The organism is Bradyrhizobium iriomotense, from assembly GCF_018129405.1.
In the GTDB taxonomy this organism is placed as follows: domain Bacteria; phylum Pseudomonadota; class Alphaproteobacteria; order Rhizobiales; family Xanthobacteraceae; genus Bradyrhizobium; species Bradyrhizobium iriomotense_B.
This window is the reverse complement of sequence record NZ_JAFCLP010000003.1, coordinates 137,483-151,470: the sequence shown is the minus strand read 5'-3', so window position 1 is coordinate 151,470 and position 13,988 is coordinate 137,483. Positions and strand designations below refer to the sequence as shown.

The 13,988-nt window shown below is 65.0% G+C and carries 15 protein-coding genes; 8 read left to right on the top strand and 7 right to left on the bottom strand.

Annotation, left to right across the window (positions count from 1 at the left end):
• Positions 1-154 precede the first annotated feature (154 nt).
• From JQ592_RS09860 to JQ592_RS09850, 3 genes are all read left to right on the top strand, one after another.
• Positions 155-1,873 (top strand): pyrroloquinoline quinone-dependent dehydrogenase, encoded by a 1,719-nt coding sequence (locus JQ592_RS09860; RefSeq protein WP_211402679.1) that lies wholly within the window; start codon positions 155-157, stop codon positions 1,871-1,873.
• 149 nt (positions 1,874-2,022) lie between these two features.
• Entirely contained in the window at positions 2,023-2,301 is a 279-nt protein-coding gene (locus JQ592_RS09855) for a c-type cytochrome (protein ID WP_246820335.1), read from the top strand.
• A 52-nt stretch (positions 2,302-2,353) separates the two neighbouring features.
• Positions 2,354-3,121, top strand: coding sequence for a substrate-binding periplasmic protein (locus JQ592_RS09850; RefSeq protein ID WP_211402677.1), 768 nt, complete (start codon positions 2,354-2,356; stop codon positions 3,119-3,121).
• A gap of 78 nt (positions 3,122-3,199) precedes the next feature.
• Here the strand turns inward: JQ592_RS09850 and JQ592_RS09845 are convergent, their stop codons facing one another.
• Positions 3,200-3,844, bottom strand: a complete 645-nt coding sequence (locus JQ592_RS09845; RefSeq protein ID WP_211402676.1) for a glutathione binding-like protein — start codon at positions 3,842-3,844, stop codon at positions 3,200-3,202.
• Between the two features lie 106 nt (positions 3,845-3,950).
• On the opposite strand from JQ592_RS09845, the gene JQ592_RS09840 reads away from it, so the two are divergent.
• Positions 3,951-4,637: a TetR/AcrR family transcriptional regulator gene (locus JQ592_RS09840; protein ID WP_211402675.1), complete on the top strand. Its 687-nt coding sequence runs from the start codon at positions 3,951-3,953 to the stop codon at positions 4,635-4,637.
• Positions 4,638-4,823: 186 nt separating this feature from the next.
• Here JQ592_RS09840 and JQ592_RS09835 read toward each other — a convergent pair whose 3' ends face one another.
• Both JQ592_RS09835 and JQ592_RS09830 read right to left on the bottom strand, forming a co-directional pair.
• Positions 4,824-6,791, bottom strand: coding sequence for a methyl-accepting chemotaxis protein (locus JQ592_RS09835; protein ID WP_211402674.1), 1,968 nt, complete (start codon positions 6,789-6,791; stop codon positions 4,824-4,826).
• Between the two features lie 284 nt (positions 6,792-7,075).
• On the bottom strand, positions 7,076-8,041 hold the full coding sequence (locus tag JQ592_RS09830; RefSeq protein WP_211402673.1) for a 2-hydroxyacid dehydrogenase: 966 nt from the start codon (positions 8,039-8,041) through the stop codon (positions 7,076-7,078).
• 145 nt (positions 8,042-8,186) lie between these two features.
• On the opposite strand from JQ592_RS09830, the gene JQ592_RS09825 reads away from it, so the two are divergent.
• From JQ592_RS09825 to JQ592_RS09810, 4 genes are all read left to right on the top strand, one after another.
• Entirely contained in the window at positions 8,187-8,555 is a 369-nt protein-coding gene (locus JQ592_RS09825; RefSeq protein ID WP_211402672.1) for a YciI family protein, read from the top strand.
• On the top strand, positions 8,552-9,838 hold the full coding sequence (locus JQ592_RS09820) for an RNA polymerase sigma factor (RefSeq protein WP_211402671.1): 1,287 nt from the start codon (positions 8,552-8,554) through the stop codon (positions 9,836-9,838). The genes JQ592_RS09825 and JQ592_RS09820 overlap by 4 nt, the downstream gene beginning before the upstream one ends.
• A gap of 230 nt (positions 9,839-10,068) precedes the next feature.
• Positions 10,069-10,605: an SRPBCC family protein gene (locus JQ592_RS09815; protein ID WP_211402670.1), complete on the top strand. Its 537-nt coding sequence runs from the start codon at positions 10,069-10,071 to the stop codon at positions 10,603-10,605.
• A 38-nt stretch (positions 10,606-10,643) separates the two neighbouring features.
• The gene (locus JQ592_RS09810; protein ID WP_211402669.1) at positions 10,644-11,057 is read left to right on the top strand and encodes a VOC family protein; all 414 of its coding nucleotides are present in this window, start codon (positions 10,644-10,646) and stop codon (positions 11,055-11,057) included.
• Between the two features lie 105 nt (positions 11,058-11,162).
• Here JQ592_RS09810 and JQ592_RS09805 read toward each other — a convergent pair whose 3' ends face one another.
• From JQ592_RS09805 to JQ592_RS09790, 4 genes are all read right to left on the bottom strand, one after another.
• Entirely contained in the window at positions 11,163-11,528 is a 366-nt protein-coding gene (locus JQ592_RS09805) for a hypothetical protein (protein WP_211402668.1), read from the bottom strand.
• Between the two features lie 428 nt (positions 11,529-11,956).
• Complete coding sequence (locus JQ592_RS09800) at positions 11,957-12,295, bottom strand: hypothetical protein (protein ID WP_211402667.1); 339 nt, start codon at positions 12,293-12,295, stop codon at positions 11,957-11,959.
• A gap of 261 nt (positions 12,296-12,556) precedes the next feature.
• Complete coding sequence (locus tag JQ592_RS09795; RefSeq protein WP_246820347.1) at positions 12,557-12,973, bottom strand: hypothetical protein; 417 nt, start codon at positions 12,971-12,973, stop codon at positions 12,557-12,559.
• A gap of 184 nt (positions 12,974-13,157) precedes the next feature.
• Positions 13,158-13,946, bottom strand: a complete 789-nt coding sequence (locus JQ592_RS09790; protein WP_211402665.1) for an SDR family NAD(P)-dependent oxidoreductase — start codon at positions 13,944-13,946, stop codon at positions 13,158-13,160.
• Positions 13,947-13,988: the final 42 nt, after the last annotated feature.

Below are 13,988 nucleotides of genomic sequence, written 5' to 3'. Positions count from 1 at the left end.
ACGCGGCTCCCTTGGCGACATGCGCCGAGAGAGGGGGCATTTGTTGGCAGCTCATGTCCGGTGGAGGACAATCGACGCGTACTGAACTGCAAACATTCCTCGCAGCGGCGTTCACGAGACGCAATCAATAAACACAAAGCGGGAGGAAGTGCATATGAGGAAGCAGTGGCTCAACACGGGCTTACCTGTTCTCGCCGTTGCGGCATTCGCGGCGTCGGCGGCGTTGGCCCAAACCGTGGATACGGCCCGGATCGAGGGCGCCGGCCAGAACGACTGGCTCACCTATCACGGTTCATACAAATCCCATCATTACAGCCCGCTCGCGCAGATCAACGCGAACAACGTCGGCAATCTGGGCGTCGCCTGGATGCACATTCCCGGACGATCGACGCGCGGACTGCAGTCGATGCCGCTCGCGGCCGACGGCGTGCTGTACTACTCGGGTTCCTACAGCCGTGTCTTCGCGCTGAACGGCGCGACGGGCGAGGTCCTCTGGTCGTTCTTTCCGGAGCTGGATGAGGCGCTCATCAGTCGCCAGACCCACTCTCCCTACAACCGCGGCGTAGCTCTCGGCGAAGGCAAGGTCTTCGTCGGCACGATGGACGGTCGTCTCTTCGGGCTCGATGCGAAGACCGGCAAGGTCCTCTGGGAGACCAGGCTGATTGACTCGCAGAAGCTCACGGTCGGCTTCACCGGCGCGCCGCTTTACGCGAAGGGCAGCGTGATCATCGGCGCGCAAGGTGGCGAATGGCCGGGCCGCGGCCCGATCTTCGCGGTCGATGCCACCACTGGAAAGAAGAAGTGGGAGTTCCTGACGGTCGCGGGCACCGACGAGGCCATGAAGACCTGGGGCAACGATTCCTGGCGCACCGGCGGCGGTGGCGGCTGGATGCCGGGCACCTACGATTCCGAGACCAACACCATCCTGTGGGGCACCGCAAACCCGGCGCCGCTCTACGACTGGTCGGGCGCCGATTACAAGACGCAAGGGGCGCGTCCCGGCGACAATCTCTATACGAGTTCAGTGATCGCTCTCGATATCGATACCGGAAAGCTGAAATCCTATCATCAGGAGCTGCCGCACGATGCCTGGGACTTTGACAGCGCCGTTGGCGAGTTCGTGATGCTCGAGCGAGACGGCCAGAAATACGTGGTCCATCCGAACAAGGGCGGCTTCGTCTTCGTCTACGACCGCAATCTCGGCGTGAAGAACGTCTGGCGGCTGGTCGAGAACATCAACTTCGTCAAGGATATCGATCCCAAGACCGGCGCGTTGATCGGCCGTCGCGATTTCCCGGTCGGCAAAGTCACCGAACCGCCGCTGTGTCCGTTCATCGGCGGCGGCATCAGCTGGAATGCCGGCTCGTACAGCCCGAAGACCGGTCTCTACTACAAGATCGGCCAGGAATGGTGCATGACGCTCGATATCCAGAAGACGACGCCGGTCACCACGCCGCAGGTTCAGCTCAACATCGGCGCCGATTTCAAGATGGCGCCGCCCCCTGGCGGTGAGATCTACGGACACCTCGACGCGCGCGACCCCATCACGGGGGCAAAGAAATGGGAGGTTCGCTACCCCGAGCCGCCGCTCGGGAGCGTGCTGTCGACCGCCGGCAATCTCGTGTTCGTGCCTGATTCCCGCGGCGTCCTTCACGCCTACGATGCCGAAACCGGGGCCGAGCTGTGGAAGCACAACAATGGCACCGGCCACCAGGGCGGCATCGTCAGCTACTCCGCGGGCGGCAAGCAATATATCGCCGTGACCGCAGGCTTCGGCGGCATGCTTGCGGACGAATATGCGCCGAACTTCGGCGGCGTCTACAAGAGCATGCCGCGTGACGACGGTGCCCTCGTCGTCTTCAGCCTGAAATAGTCTGCCGTAAACGTTCGTCGGGAAGCGGGCGCAAGCCCGCTCCCCGGTCGATCGAAGCGGCGGCGTGATTCAGGAATGGAGCGGACGTGTTGAGATTGCATTTGAAAACGATTGCGGCGGGGCTGGCCGCCTCGTTGCTGTGCGCTGTTATGGCTCGAGCACAATCCGCCACGCCCGCGCCCGAGAATGGGACGCTCGAGGTCGAGCAGGTGTTCGCGGGGACTTGCGGCTTTTGTCACTCCGACGGTGGCCGGGCAGCCGGCAAGGGGCCGCAACTGATGAACTCGCCGCGCGACGACGACTTCATTCGCGACCGCATCAAGCGCGGCAAGCAGGGGGCGATGCCGGCATTCGACGGTGCGTTCACCGACGCCCAGATCGACCAGATCGTCAAATACATCCGCGCCTTGAAACCGCGCGAGGGTTGAATCGCCAGGACCTGATCCATCAAGGCCCGATCCATCCAGAAGAGAACGCGGAATGAAGGCATCTGTCCCGCTCATCGTCGCTGCCGCCATCGTTCTGTCGGGACCGGCGCCGGCGCGAACCCTGGACGCAATCCGTTCGAGCGGCGTGATCGGGCTGTGCGCGCATCCCAATTCGCTTCCCTTTGCGCGCAAGGCCGGCGATCCGCCCGGCTTTCAAGTGGAGTTGGGGCAGGTGCTGGCACGCGAGCTCGGTGTCTCGCTCAGGCTCGACTGGATCATCACGCAGTATCAGATGCGCAGCGCCGGCTGCGACATTCTTCTGGACGTCATCGCCGACCGCGAAGCGCAGAGCGAAACCCGCTTGCGGATCTCGAAACCGTATTATCGCACGGGCGTCGCGCTCGCGGTGCCGTCATCCAGCACGCTCACCTCGTTCGGAAGCCTCAACGCGGCGACCAAGGTGGGCGTGCAGGTCGGATCGATCGCGGCCATGATCATCGGTCAACGACGGGTGCCGACGTCGACCTTCGGCTTCGAGAGCGACAGCCTGGAGGCCGTGTCGAACCATGAGATCGATGCCGCCGCCGTCACGCCCACCGCGGCGAGCTATTTCAATCTGACGCATCCGGACAAGGCGCTCCGGATCCTGGATCGCGACGAGAGCGTCGTCGATCTCAACTGGAACGTCGCCGTCGGCATGATCCGTCCGGACGATGCGTTGCGCGACGCCATCGACGGAGCAGTGGAGCGGCTGCGAAGCGACGGTACGATCGACCGGATCTACGGCCGCTATGGGATCGTGCTGCAGGCGCCGAGATAGTCGAGCTGCGCGACGGAACGACGCCTGTCCCGACTGAGCCGGGACGGCGTCGCTGCCGCGCGACATACGGCGTTGGCCTCAGGCCGCCGCCTTCTTCCGTGCGAGCTCGACCTTGTACAGCTCGAACTCCTCCGCGATCGCCTTTGCGACCGACGGCCGCTGACGCAGGCGCTCGTAATACGCCTTCACGTTCGGCCATTTCGCAAGCTCGATCGGCGGCGTCGCCATAGTCCAGTTGATGACCGTGACGAGGTAGGCATCGGCCACGCTGAAATGGTCGAGCAGGAACTCGCGCCCCTTCAGGTAGTCGTCGAGATAGTCGAGCCGCGACAGGTTCTTCTCCAGCACATAGGCCTTGGCTTCCTGCGGCGCCTTGCGGTCGAGCAAGGGGAGGAAGAGACCCTTGTGCAGCTCGGTGCCGATGAAGCACAGCCATTGATGCAGGCGCGTGCGGTCGATGCCCTGCGCGGTGCCGAGGTCGGATTGCGGAAAACGGTCCGCGACATATTGCAGGATCGCGGCGTTCTCGGTCAGCACCACGCCCTCGTCGGTGCGCAGCGTCGGCACGAGGCCGATCGGGTTGACGGTACGGAAGTCGGAGCCGTCGTTCAGCACCTTCTTGGTCGGCGGATCGACTTCGAGATAGTTCGCCTCGGCTCCGGCTTCATACAGCGCGACGCGCGTCGCCATCGAACAGGCGAGCGGCGAGAAATAGAGATCCATCTGTAGCCTCCTTGGGCAATTCCTCTTTGGGTGTCGCTCAACCTGGCCAGATTGATTTTTGTACCATCTTGCATAATATATCCGTGGTCAAGGATTAAATTGCGAAATGGTACAAAAATCGAAGCCGCCAGCTGCTTCCAATGAGCCCGAGCGCCGCGGCGAACCCGAGCGCCGCGGCCAACCTAAGCGCCGCGGCCGTCCCCGCGCCTACGAGCCTGATATCGCGCTCGGCAAGGCGCTCGACCTGTTTCGCAAGCAGGGTTTTGCGGCCACCTCGCTCGACGATCTCAGCGAAGCGACCGGCATGAACCGGCCGAGCCTTTACGGCGCCTTCGGCGACAAGCGCGAGCTCTACATCAAGAGCTATCAGCGCTATCGCGAGGAGGCCGCCGCTGCCATGGTCGAGATCTTTCGCCAGGAGATGCCGCTGCGCCAGCGGCTGGAGCGCATCTACGCGTCCGCGCTGGACATCTATCTGTCCGGCGACACCGGTCCGCGCGGTTGCTTCACGGTCGTCACCGCGGCGTCCGAGGCCGTCGGCGATCCCGAGATCCGCGCCATGGTGCTCGACGGCCTCACTGGCCTGGACAAGGCTTTTGCAAGTTGTTTCCGCCGCGCCAGGGAGAAAGGCGAGTTGCCGGAGAGCGCCGATCCAATCGCGCTGGCGCAGATCGCCTCCGCAACCGTCCACACCATCGCCATCCGCTCGCGCGCCCGCGTCCCCCGCAAGGAGCTCGAGGCGATCGTGAAGGGCGCGATCGATGTGATGGTGGGGGCGGGCGCCAAGACTTGAGCTGTCGGGACGGCAGGGAGTATGTAGCGCACACCATCTCCCCGACGTCGTCCTGGCGAAAGCCAGGACCCATAACCACCGAATGCAGTTTGGCGATGACTCGGAGTTGCCGCCTGCGCGCCGCAACTTCTCCTTGGGGTAATGGGTCCTGGCCTTCGCCAGGACGACCCCAATTTACAGCCCCGCTTACGCCGCGCGGATCTGCGCCAGGAACCGATCCACCTCGTCGCGCAGCCGCTGCGACTGCTTCGCCAGCTCGATCGCCGAGCCCAGCACTTCCTCGGCGGCCGTGCCCGTGGCTGCGATGCCGTCGGTGACGCCCGCGATGTTCTGCGAGACCTCGCCGGTGCGGGCGGCGGCCTGCTGGACGTTCTGCGCGATCTCCTGCGTTGCCGTGCCCTGCTGCCCGACGGCGGCGGCAATCGCCGCGGAGATTTCGTCGACCTGCTGAATCGTCGTGCAGATCGACTGGATGCCGTCAACCGCGCCGGTGGTCTCTCCTTGTACCGCGGTTACCTGCGCGCCGATCTCCTCGGTCGCCTTCGCGGTCTGGGTCGCGAGTGCCTTCACTTCGGAGGCGACCACGGCAAAGCCGCGGCCGGCTTCGCCCGCGCGCGCTGCTTCGATCGTCGCATTGAGCGCCAAGAGGTTGGTCTGCCCCGCGATGCCGTTGATGAAGGAGACGACGTCGCCGATCTTCTGTGCGGCATCGGCCAGGCTCTGCACGCGCGCGTTCGACTGCCGTCCGTCGCTGGCGGCCTTGCCGACCACCTCGGTCGCATGCGCCAGCCGCCGGCTGATCTCGGTCATCGACGAGGACAATTCTTCCGCGGCCGCCGCCACCGTCTGCACGTTCTCCGACGCGAGGGCCGAGGCCGACGACACCGTGCGGGTCTGCTCGCGCGACTGCGCGACGATCGCCGACATCGAGCGCGCGGTGTGCTCCATCTCGACCGCCGCGGCGGACACGGTAGTGACGACGTCGCGGATGCTGGCCTCGAAATTGTCGGCAAGCGCGGCAAAGGCGCGCCGCTTCTCCGCTTCGGACTGCGCCTTGGCTTCGAGCTGCTCGGCCTGGAGTTTCGCAAAATTCACAGCGTTGTCGCGGAACACCGCGACAGCCTTCACCATGGCGCCGACCTCGTCATTCGCCTTGCTGGCGGGAACGTCAACGTCGAGCCGTCCGGCCGCGAGCTCGCGCATCACTGACGTGATCGACAGGATCGGGCGCGAGATGCTGCGGGCGATGAGATAGCCGACGATCGCGGCGAGCACGAGCCCGAGCGCGGCGATGCCGATCGAAAGCCACCAGGCGCGGTCGGCCGAGGCCTCGTAATCGGCATTGTCCATCACGAGCTCGACGGCGCCGAGCGGCTTGCCCGAAAAATCCTTGATCGGTCCGAGCAGCGCGGCGACCGGCGAGCTATCGAGCCTGGCCCGTCGCACCGTGAAGTCGCCGCCGGCGGCGCGGCCGTAATCGGCCGCGTCGAAGAAGCTCTTGCCCTTCAGCGTGCCGCCGAACAGCTTGAAGCCCGAGCCGTCGGCGAGATGGAAGGCGACATCCACGTGGCGGTTGGTCCTGAAGTCGTCGAAGAAGGGCTGGCCGAAGGTCAGGCCGAACTCGACGCTGCCGAGATGCTTGGTCCCTTGCGCGATCGGCACCACGCCGCGGATGCCGAGCCCCGCAACCCCGCCCTCGAGCCCGACCACGACCTTGCGGTCCTGGTTGGCGGCGAGAACCGTCTTGCGGAAGCCGGAGAGGTCGTCGCCGAATTTGGCGGGCTGGTGCACGCGCAGGAACGAGGTCGCCGGCGGCACGTGGAACTGGAACTGGTCGACGCCATAGTCGGCCTTGATGGCGGCAAACACCGGCCCGAACAGGCGCACCAGCGCCTCGCGGTCCTGCTTCGCCATCGCTTCCTGCGTCGCCGGCATTGCCGCCACCACGGCGCTCATCGCGGCGGCGCGATGCGATTCCTCGGCGATGCGCGATTGCAGGGCATCGTAATGGCTGCGCAGCTCGCGCTGGTCGGCGCGGTCGATGATCCCAGCGATGATCCACATCGCGCCGAGCACCGCGATCAGCGCGGTCGCCGCCGCCGTCACCGCCAGCGCAATCGTGATCCGCATCCTGAGGCCGAGGCTCGCCCGCATGTCCGACTCGTTGTTTGAGCGTTGGTTAAGAACGCCTATCAACTTCTCGCTAAGAGAGGGTGAACGGGGGCGGGGAAGCGGGGTGGTTGTGGGGGAGGTGCGAGTGAAACGGTGGGCGCGTGCCAAAAACTCCGATGTCGTCCTGGCGAACGCCAGGACCCATAGCCACCGAATCTGGTTTGGCGAAGACTCGTGGTTGCCACTTCGCACCACGACTGCTCCCTGGGGTAATGGGTCCTGGCGTTCGCCAGGACGACACCGGGGTGTGGCGGCCGCGTGTAGCCCTAATACCCCCTGACCCGGTCCACCACATTCTCCAGCGCTCCGCCCGCCTCGAATCTTGCGATCTGCTCGGCGACGTAGGCCGAGATGGCTTCCGCGTCGGTGTCGGCGGCGTTGTGCGGGGTCAGCAGCACCTTGGGATGGGTCCAGAACCGGCTGTCCTTCGGCTGCGGCTCCTGCACGAAGACGTCGAGCGAGGCGGCGCCGAGCGTGCCGTCATCGAGACAGGCCAGAATGTCGGCTTCGTTCTGCAAGCCGCCGCGGCCGGCGTTGATCAGCACGGGTGCACCGAACGGGCCCTTGCGGTTGAGCTTGGAGAAGACGTCGCGGTTGAGAATGCCGTGCGTGTCCGGAGTCAGGGGCAAAAGGCTGACGAGGATGTCTGTCGCGCGCAGGAAGGCGTCCATCCCGGCGGCGCCATGGAAGCATTCGACGCCCTCGATCGTGCGCGGGCTGCGGCTCCAGCCGACGACACGGAATCCAAACCGCCGCAGCACGTCGGCCGCATCGGCGCCGAGCGTACCCAGGCCCATCATGCCGACCGTGACCGCGCTTGCCGGCCACTGATATTTCGGCTCCCAGCGCTTGGCGCGCTGCGAGTCCCGCAGGTACAGCTCCTGGCGGTGGTGCATCAGAACGTGCAGCACGACATATTCGGTCATGCGGTTGGTGAGGTCAGGTACGGCGACGCGGACCAGCGGCACGTCGGGCAGGCTCTTGTCGGCCATCAGCGCATCGACGCCGGCGCCGAGATTGAAGATGGCCCGCAGATTGGGGAACGAGCCGAGATCGCCCGGCACCGGCTTCCACACCGCCGCATAGTGCACCTCGGCCGGATCGAGCCCGGGAGCGGGCAGCAGCACCACGCGGCGGCCGCCGCAGACCGAATCGAACCGGGCCTTCCAGCGTTCCGGCAGCCAGTTCTGCTGCGTGCTGTTGATCAGGACGGCCAGTGTGCCCAGGGTCATTCGAAGTGCCTCATAAGGTTCCGCTTGAGAAGGCCCTCCTTGGCACGATCTGCCGGATTTTTCTTGCAAAATCTTTCCGCAGCCCTGTCGGGGCAGGGCATATTGGACCGTCTTCAGAACAAGAGGTCAGGGAAGGTGGCTGCCCATGCTTTATGCGATTCTTTGCTATCACGATGAGGATTTCGTCGGCTCCTGGAGCAAGGAGCAGGACGAGGCCGTGATGAAGAAGCTCGCCGTGGTGCAGGAGAAGCTCACTCGGCAGGGCCGGCTCGGGCCGGTGGCGCGCCTCTTGCCGACCACCGCGGCGGCGACCTTGCGCAAGGAGGACCCGCCGCTGGTGCTCGACGGTCCCTATGCCGAGACCAAGGAACAGTTGCTCGGCTTCTACATCGTCGACTGCAAGAACCTCGACGACGCGCTCGATGTCGCGCGTGACCTCGGCGCAGCCAATCCGGGCGGCGCCTATGAGGTGCGTCCCGTCGGCGTGTTCCGGCCCGGAGGAAACCTGACGTGAGCGACACCGAAACCGCCTGGATCGAGACTGCGCTGACCTCGGCGCGACCCCAGGCGGTGGGCGCGCTGCTGCGCTATTTCCGCGATCTCGACATTGCCGAAGAAGCCTTCCAGAACGCCTGCCTGCGCGCGCTGAAAACCTGGCCGCAGAACGGGCCGCCGCGCGATCCCGCCGCGTGGCTGATCATGGTCGGCCGCAACGTCGCGATTGACGAGGTGCGCCGGACCCGCAAGCAGCGGCCGCTGCCCGAGGACGACCAGGCAATCTCCGACCTCGACGACGCCGAGGGAGCGCTGGCCGAGCGGCTCGACGGATCGCATTATCGCGACGACATCTTGCGGCTGATGTTCATCTGCTGCCATCCGCAGCTGCCGGCGACGCAGCAGATCGCGCTGGCGCTGCGCATCGTCTCGGGTCTCACCGTGAAGCAGATCGCCCGCGCCTTCCTGGTCTCGGACGCGGCGATGGAGCAGCGCATCACGCGCGCCAAGGCGAAGGTCGCCGAGGCCGGGACGCCGTTCGAGACGCCGGGCGCAATCGAGCGCTCCGAGCGGCTCGCCGGCGTCGCGGCGATGATCTACCTGATCTTCAACGAGGGCTATTCGGCGAGCGGCGACACCGCGGCGATCCGCACACCGCTGTGTGAGGAGGCGATCCGCCTGGCGCGGCTGCTGCTGCGGCTGTTCCCGAGCGAGCCTGAAATCATGGGGCTCACCGCGCTCATCCTGTTGCAGCATGCACGCAGCGCCGCGCGCTTTGCCGCGGACGGCTCGCTGATCCTGCTGGACGACCAGGACCGCTCGCTGTGGAACGGCACAATGATCGCGGAGGGGCTGGCGCTGATCGACAAGGCGATGCGCCATCGCCGCAGCGGGCCGTACCAGATCCAGGCCGCGATCGCCGCGCTCCATGCCCGCGCAGCGGCGCCGGAGGAGACCGACTGGGCCCAGATCGACCTTCTCTACGGCGCGCTCGAACTGGCGCAGCCTTCGCCCGTGGTGACGCTCAACCGCGCCGTCGCGGTCGCCAAGGTGCGCGGGCCGCAGGCCGCACTCGACCTGATCGAGCCGCTGGCGCCGAAACTTGCCAACTACTTTCATTTCTATGGCGTGCGCGGCGCCTTCCTGATGCAGCTCGGCCGCAATGACGAAGCGCGCGTCGCCTTCGACCGCGCCATTGCGCTGGCCAACACGTCGGCCGAAGCCGCCCACATCCGCATGCATCTCGACCGGCTGATCCGGGATAGCCAGCCGAAGGCAAAGGAAAGCGCGAAGGCGAAGTAGGGCGCGGTGCCCCACATTGCCATGCTGGGCTCGTCCCTGACATCAACCACACCGTCATTCCAGGGCGGTCCGCAGGACCGAACCCGGAATCTCGAGATTCTCAGGTGCGCAATTGCGCACCATAGTTCACCCTTCGGGTGCCCCGGAATGACGGGAGGATAATTTCGTCCCATCAATTGTCGGCCCCCGCCGTTCCCCTTCGTCTTATTCCCGTATCCGGGGAGTCATTCATGCTGAAAGCCATTGCCATCATTGCCATCGTGCTTGCGGTCGGGATCGCGGGCATCCTCGTCTTCGCATTGACAAAACCCGACACCTTCCGCGTCGAGCGTTCCCTCGCCATGAAGGCGCCGGCCGCCGCGATCTATCCGCAGGTCGCCGATTTCCGCTTCTGGACCAACTGGTCTCCCTATGAGAACCGCGATCCGGCCATGAAGCGGACTTTCGGAGGCGCCGCGGCAGGAAAGGGTGCGACCTATGCCTGGGACGGCAACAACAATGTCGGCGCCGGTCACATGGAGATCCTCGAGGCGAACTCGCCGTCAAAGCTTCGGATCAAGCTCGATTTCGAGCGACCCTTTGAGGGCCACAACACCGCCGAGTTCACCTTTGTGCCGCAAGGCGAGACTACTCTGGTCACATGGGCGATGTACGGTCCGGCTCCGTTCCTGTCCAAGGTGATGCAGGTCTTCATCAACATGGACAGCATGATCGGCAAGGATTTCGAGGCCGGTCTCGCGAGCCTCAAGAAGCTCACCGAGAAATAACGCCAACGATTGTCCAGGAAACGAAAAGGAGAGAAACGATGCTCAATCCCTATCTATTCTATCAGGACACCTGCGAAGCAGCATTCACCCATTACGCCAAGGTGCTCGGCGGCAAGATCGACGCGATGATGCGTGCATCCGACGCGCCGCCGGACATGCCCGCCGCGCCCGGCCGCGAGAAGATGATCATGCATGCGCGGATGACGCTGCCCGACGGTAGCGTGCTGATGGGCTCCGACGCACCGGGCGAGCATTTTCACAAGCCGCAAGGCTTTTCGGTCTCGCTGACGATCGCTGATGTCGCGGACGCCGAGCGCAAGTTCAACGCGCTCGCCGACGGTGGTTCGGTCACCATGCCCTTCAGCAAGACGTTCTGGGCCAAGGGTTTTGGTATGTGCGTCGACAGGTTCGGCATCCCCTGGATGGTGAACTGCCCGGCCGAGGGAATGTGACGGCAGCGGTCGCCTGACACGCCCGGCGGCGCGCCTCTCTCGATCGATGCGAGCAAGGGGCGCGGCCAGGCCGTAACGTCATGTGCCGATCGACGCGTATGCCTCTCACCGGATCGATCCGGTCACGGCTTCGCCAGGCGGCGAGGTCTCAACGCAGCGCGGGCAGATCACTAGCTTGGTGCCGAGCTGCTTGTCGTTCTCCGCTTCGATCTCGTCGTGGACTGCCCACCACGCTTCGGAGTAGGGACGCAAGGTGGCGAGCACCTTTTCCCGCTCCTGATTGGGATTGTCCTGCGCAGAATTGTCCTGCGCAGATACGGGACTGGCGGTGCGCCGCTTTGTGACGTGAGTGCGATTCGGGTTCTGGCCGAGGCCATCCCATGCGATCGGACGACGCTCCTGCGCCGGCGCGACCGCGCATCCCATGAGCGCTGCGCAAAAAGTGAGCAAGAAGAAGCCGTGTCGCATCATGCCGGACCCTTGAAGCGGTACGCGACACGCAAATTCCGCCCGGGAAGTATTGCATCGCGCCAGTTAAATGGAACTTAAGGGAAACGACGTGGCCGGCATGGCCGAATAAGGAATCATACTCTCGCATCACTTTGCGAGAGCAGTGCGGCCGCTTCGTGGAGAGGTGCGGCCCGCATCGCACAACAACTGGCGCAATAATAGGCTGTGAACAGCGCGTCAGAATCGCTAATCATTCCTTCATAAATTCTACAAACTGGGATGGGCGTGACTTGGAAGGGGAGCGACCGATGGCGGCGGCGCTACAGATCAACTTTGCACTCTGGGGTATGCTCATCTGCGCAAGCATGGAATTGGCGCAGATGATCCAGAGGTTCTTCTAGAACCCATGCAGCGTGTGACCGGCGCAACGTCGCCGGCGCGCTTGCCCGTCAGCTCACGAGCAATGCGATGAGCGTGAAGCTGACACTTGCGATGACAAGCATCGAGACGATGTAGTTGCGCGGTCGCGCCGTCCGGGAGGGCGTGGGTCTCCTCGGTCGCGGCGGCTCGATGCCGTGCCGGTCGGGTGGCGGCGGCGCGGCGCCTGCACCCGAGCCGACATATTTCACATAGAGCTCGAGCAGCCGCAGCTCGGATGCGAGGTCCATCAGGCCCTCGCGGTCGCGTCGCGACAGCAATTCGAACTCGACGGTTTCCTCGGAGCTCAGCGGGCCGAGGACGATCCGTCCCTGGTCCGACAGGCGGTAGAGAAAATCGATGGGCTGCATAGTGTGCGACCCGCTTGAAAATGAGCAATCTTGAAAAGGCAAAACCATCTAGTCCGTGACCACTGCTGAGATTGTGTCGCCGCCGCGGCCTCAGTCTGGCCAAATTCATCATAAACCGCGGCGAAAAGCTGCAAACCGCGTAAATTGTGCAGCCATTGCAAAGCACTTGAGCGGATTCGGGGGGCGCGGACGGGAAATTGTGCCGAACTGCCTAATCGCCGCACAGTGGCGGACTGATCGCAGTCACACGGCGCCCAGGCGTCACCGGCAGCGCGGATAGATCGCGGCGAGATCGCGCCCCTTCAGCAGCAGTAGCCGCGAGGTGAGTCCGCCGCGGCGGCTGATCCAGTCGCGCACCGGCCCGGGATAGGCGGCAAGCACCGCCTCGGATGCTTCCGGCTCGGCATAGATGCGCCCGCGCTGGTCGACCGAACGCGCGGCGTGGAAGCCGAGCACGGCGCGCCTCGTCACGCAGATGCGCTCGCCCGGCACGATGCTCAGCACCAGCGTGCAGGCGGACAGGCAGGGACCGTCGATCACCACGCGCTCGCCGCTTTGGCGCACCTTCTCGAACAGATCGAGGAACGGCCCGACCTGTCCGCCCGGCGACTGCATGATGCGGATTTCGGCGACAGCAGGCGTGGCGGCGACGAGCGCGGATGCGAGCATCAGGACCATGGGGAAGATGACGCGTCGCATGAACTCTCCACCAACTCGGTTTCGTAGGGTGGGTTAGCCTATGGCTGCGCGAAAGCGCAGTCCGTTGCCGTAACCCACCATCTTTCTCGCCGCGTGAAAAGAGGTGGGTTGCGCTCGGCGGCCGCACTTCGCGCGCCGCAGTGCTAACCCACCCTACAAGGTTCTACCCGTTCCGCCTTTGCCCGCGCAGCGTCGGCAGGCCGATGCCCGCCGCATCGAAGCCGCCATCGACGGCCAAAATTTGGCCGGTGATGTAGCTCGATCGATCCGAGCACAGGAAATAGATCGCTTCGGCGAGCTCCTCCTCCAGGCCGTAGCGGTTGAGCGGAATGGCGTCGTGATAGTCGGCGCGGATCTCTTTGGTATGCACCTGCTTGGCCATCTCGGTGTCGACCGGTCCGGGCGCGACCGCGTTGACGCGGATGTTGAGCGAGGCGAGCTCGACCGCCAGCTGCTTCGTCAAATGGGCAAGGCCGGCCTTGCTGGTGCCGTAGGCCGAGCGCAGCGTCGAGGCGCGCACTGCCGAGATCGAGGTGATGTTGACGATGGCGCCGCCATCGCTGTCGCGCAGCAGGGGCACCGCGGCCTTGGTGCAGAGGAAAGGGCCGGCGAGGTTGACCTCGAGCACGCGGCGCCAGTCGGCATCCGACGTCTCCATCAGCGGCGCGAACACGGCGATGCCGGCATTGTTGACGAGCGCGTCCAGCCGGCCGAACCGCCGCTCGATCGCCGTCATCGCGGCGCCGACCGCCGCCGCGTCGGAGACGTCGCAGGTCAGCGCCAGCGTGGCCTCGTCCTGGCCGATCCCGGCGACCGCACGGCCGAGCAGCTCGCCCTCGATGTCGAGCAGCGCCACGCGCCAGCCCTCGCCGAGGAACTTCTTCGCGGTCGCAAGCCCGATGCCGCGCGCGGCTCCAGTGACGAGGGCGACTTTTTGCGGGGCATGCGGCATGGGCTGGTCTGTCCTGTGTCGAAAATGGGCGCGCGTGAGCGC

What these genes read in the sequence shown, in the direction of transcription:
- JQ592_RS09810 (WP_211402669.1), top strand. Translation starts at nt 10,644, where the DNA reads ATGCTCAATCCCTATCTATTCTATCAGGACACCTGCGAAGCAGCATTC.
- JQ592_RS09825 (WP_211402672.1), top strand. Translation starts at nt 8,187, where the DNA reads ATGCTTTATGCGATTCTTTGCTATCACGATGAGGATTTCGTCGGCTCC.
- JQ592_RS09805 (WP_211402668.1), bottom strand. Translation starts at nt 11,528, where the DNA reads ATGATGCGACACGGCTTCTTCTTGCTCACTTTTTGCGCAGCGCTCATG.
- JQ592_RS09850 (WP_211402677.1), top strand. Translation starts at nt 2,354, where the DNA reads ATGAAGGCATCTGTCCCGCTCATCGTCGCTGCCGCCATCGTTCTGTCG.
- JQ592_RS09800 (WP_211402667.1), bottom strand. Translation starts at nt 12,295, where the DNA reads ATGCAGCCCATCGATTTTCTCTACCGCCTGTCGGACCAGGGACGGATC.
- JQ592_RS09795 (WP_246820347.1), bottom strand. Translation starts at nt 12,973, where the DNA reads ATGGTCCTGATGCTCGCATCCGCGCTCGTCGCCGCCACGCCTGCTGTC.
- JQ592_RS09815 (WP_211402670.1), top strand. Translation starts at nt 10,069, where the DNA reads ATGCTGAAAGCCATTGCCATCATTGCCATCGTGCTTGCGGTCGGGATC.
- JQ592_RS09845 (WP_211402676.1), bottom strand. Translation starts at nt 3,844, where the DNA reads ATGGATCTCTATTTCTCGCCGCTCGCCTGTTCGATGGCGACGCGCGTC.
- JQ592_RS09860 (WP_211402679.1), top strand. Translation starts at nt 155, where the DNA reads ATGAGGAAGCAGTGGCTCAACACGGGCTTACCTGTTCTCGCCGTTGCG.
- JQ592_RS09855 (WP_246820335.1), top strand. Translation starts at nt 2,023, where the DNA reads ATGGCTCGAGCACAATCCGCCACGCCCGCGCCCGAGAATGGGACGCTC.
- JQ592_RS09830 (WP_211402673.1), bottom strand. Translation starts at nt 8,041, where the DNA reads ATGACCCTGGGCACACTGGCCGTCCTGATCAACAGCACGCAGCAGAAC.
- JQ592_RS09790 (WP_211402665.1), bottom strand. Translation starts at nt 13,946, where the DNA reads ATGCCGCATGCCCCGCAAAAAGTCGCCCTCGTCACTGGAGCCGCGCGC.
- JQ592_RS09835 (WP_211402674.1), bottom strand. Translation starts at nt 6,791, where the DNA reads ATGCGGGCGAGCCTCGGCCTCAGGATGCGGATCACGATTGCGCTGGCG.
- JQ592_RS09840 (WP_211402675.1), top strand. Translation starts at nt 3,951, where the DNA reads ATGGTACAAAAATCGAAGCCGCCAGCTGCTTCCAATGAGCCCGAGCGC.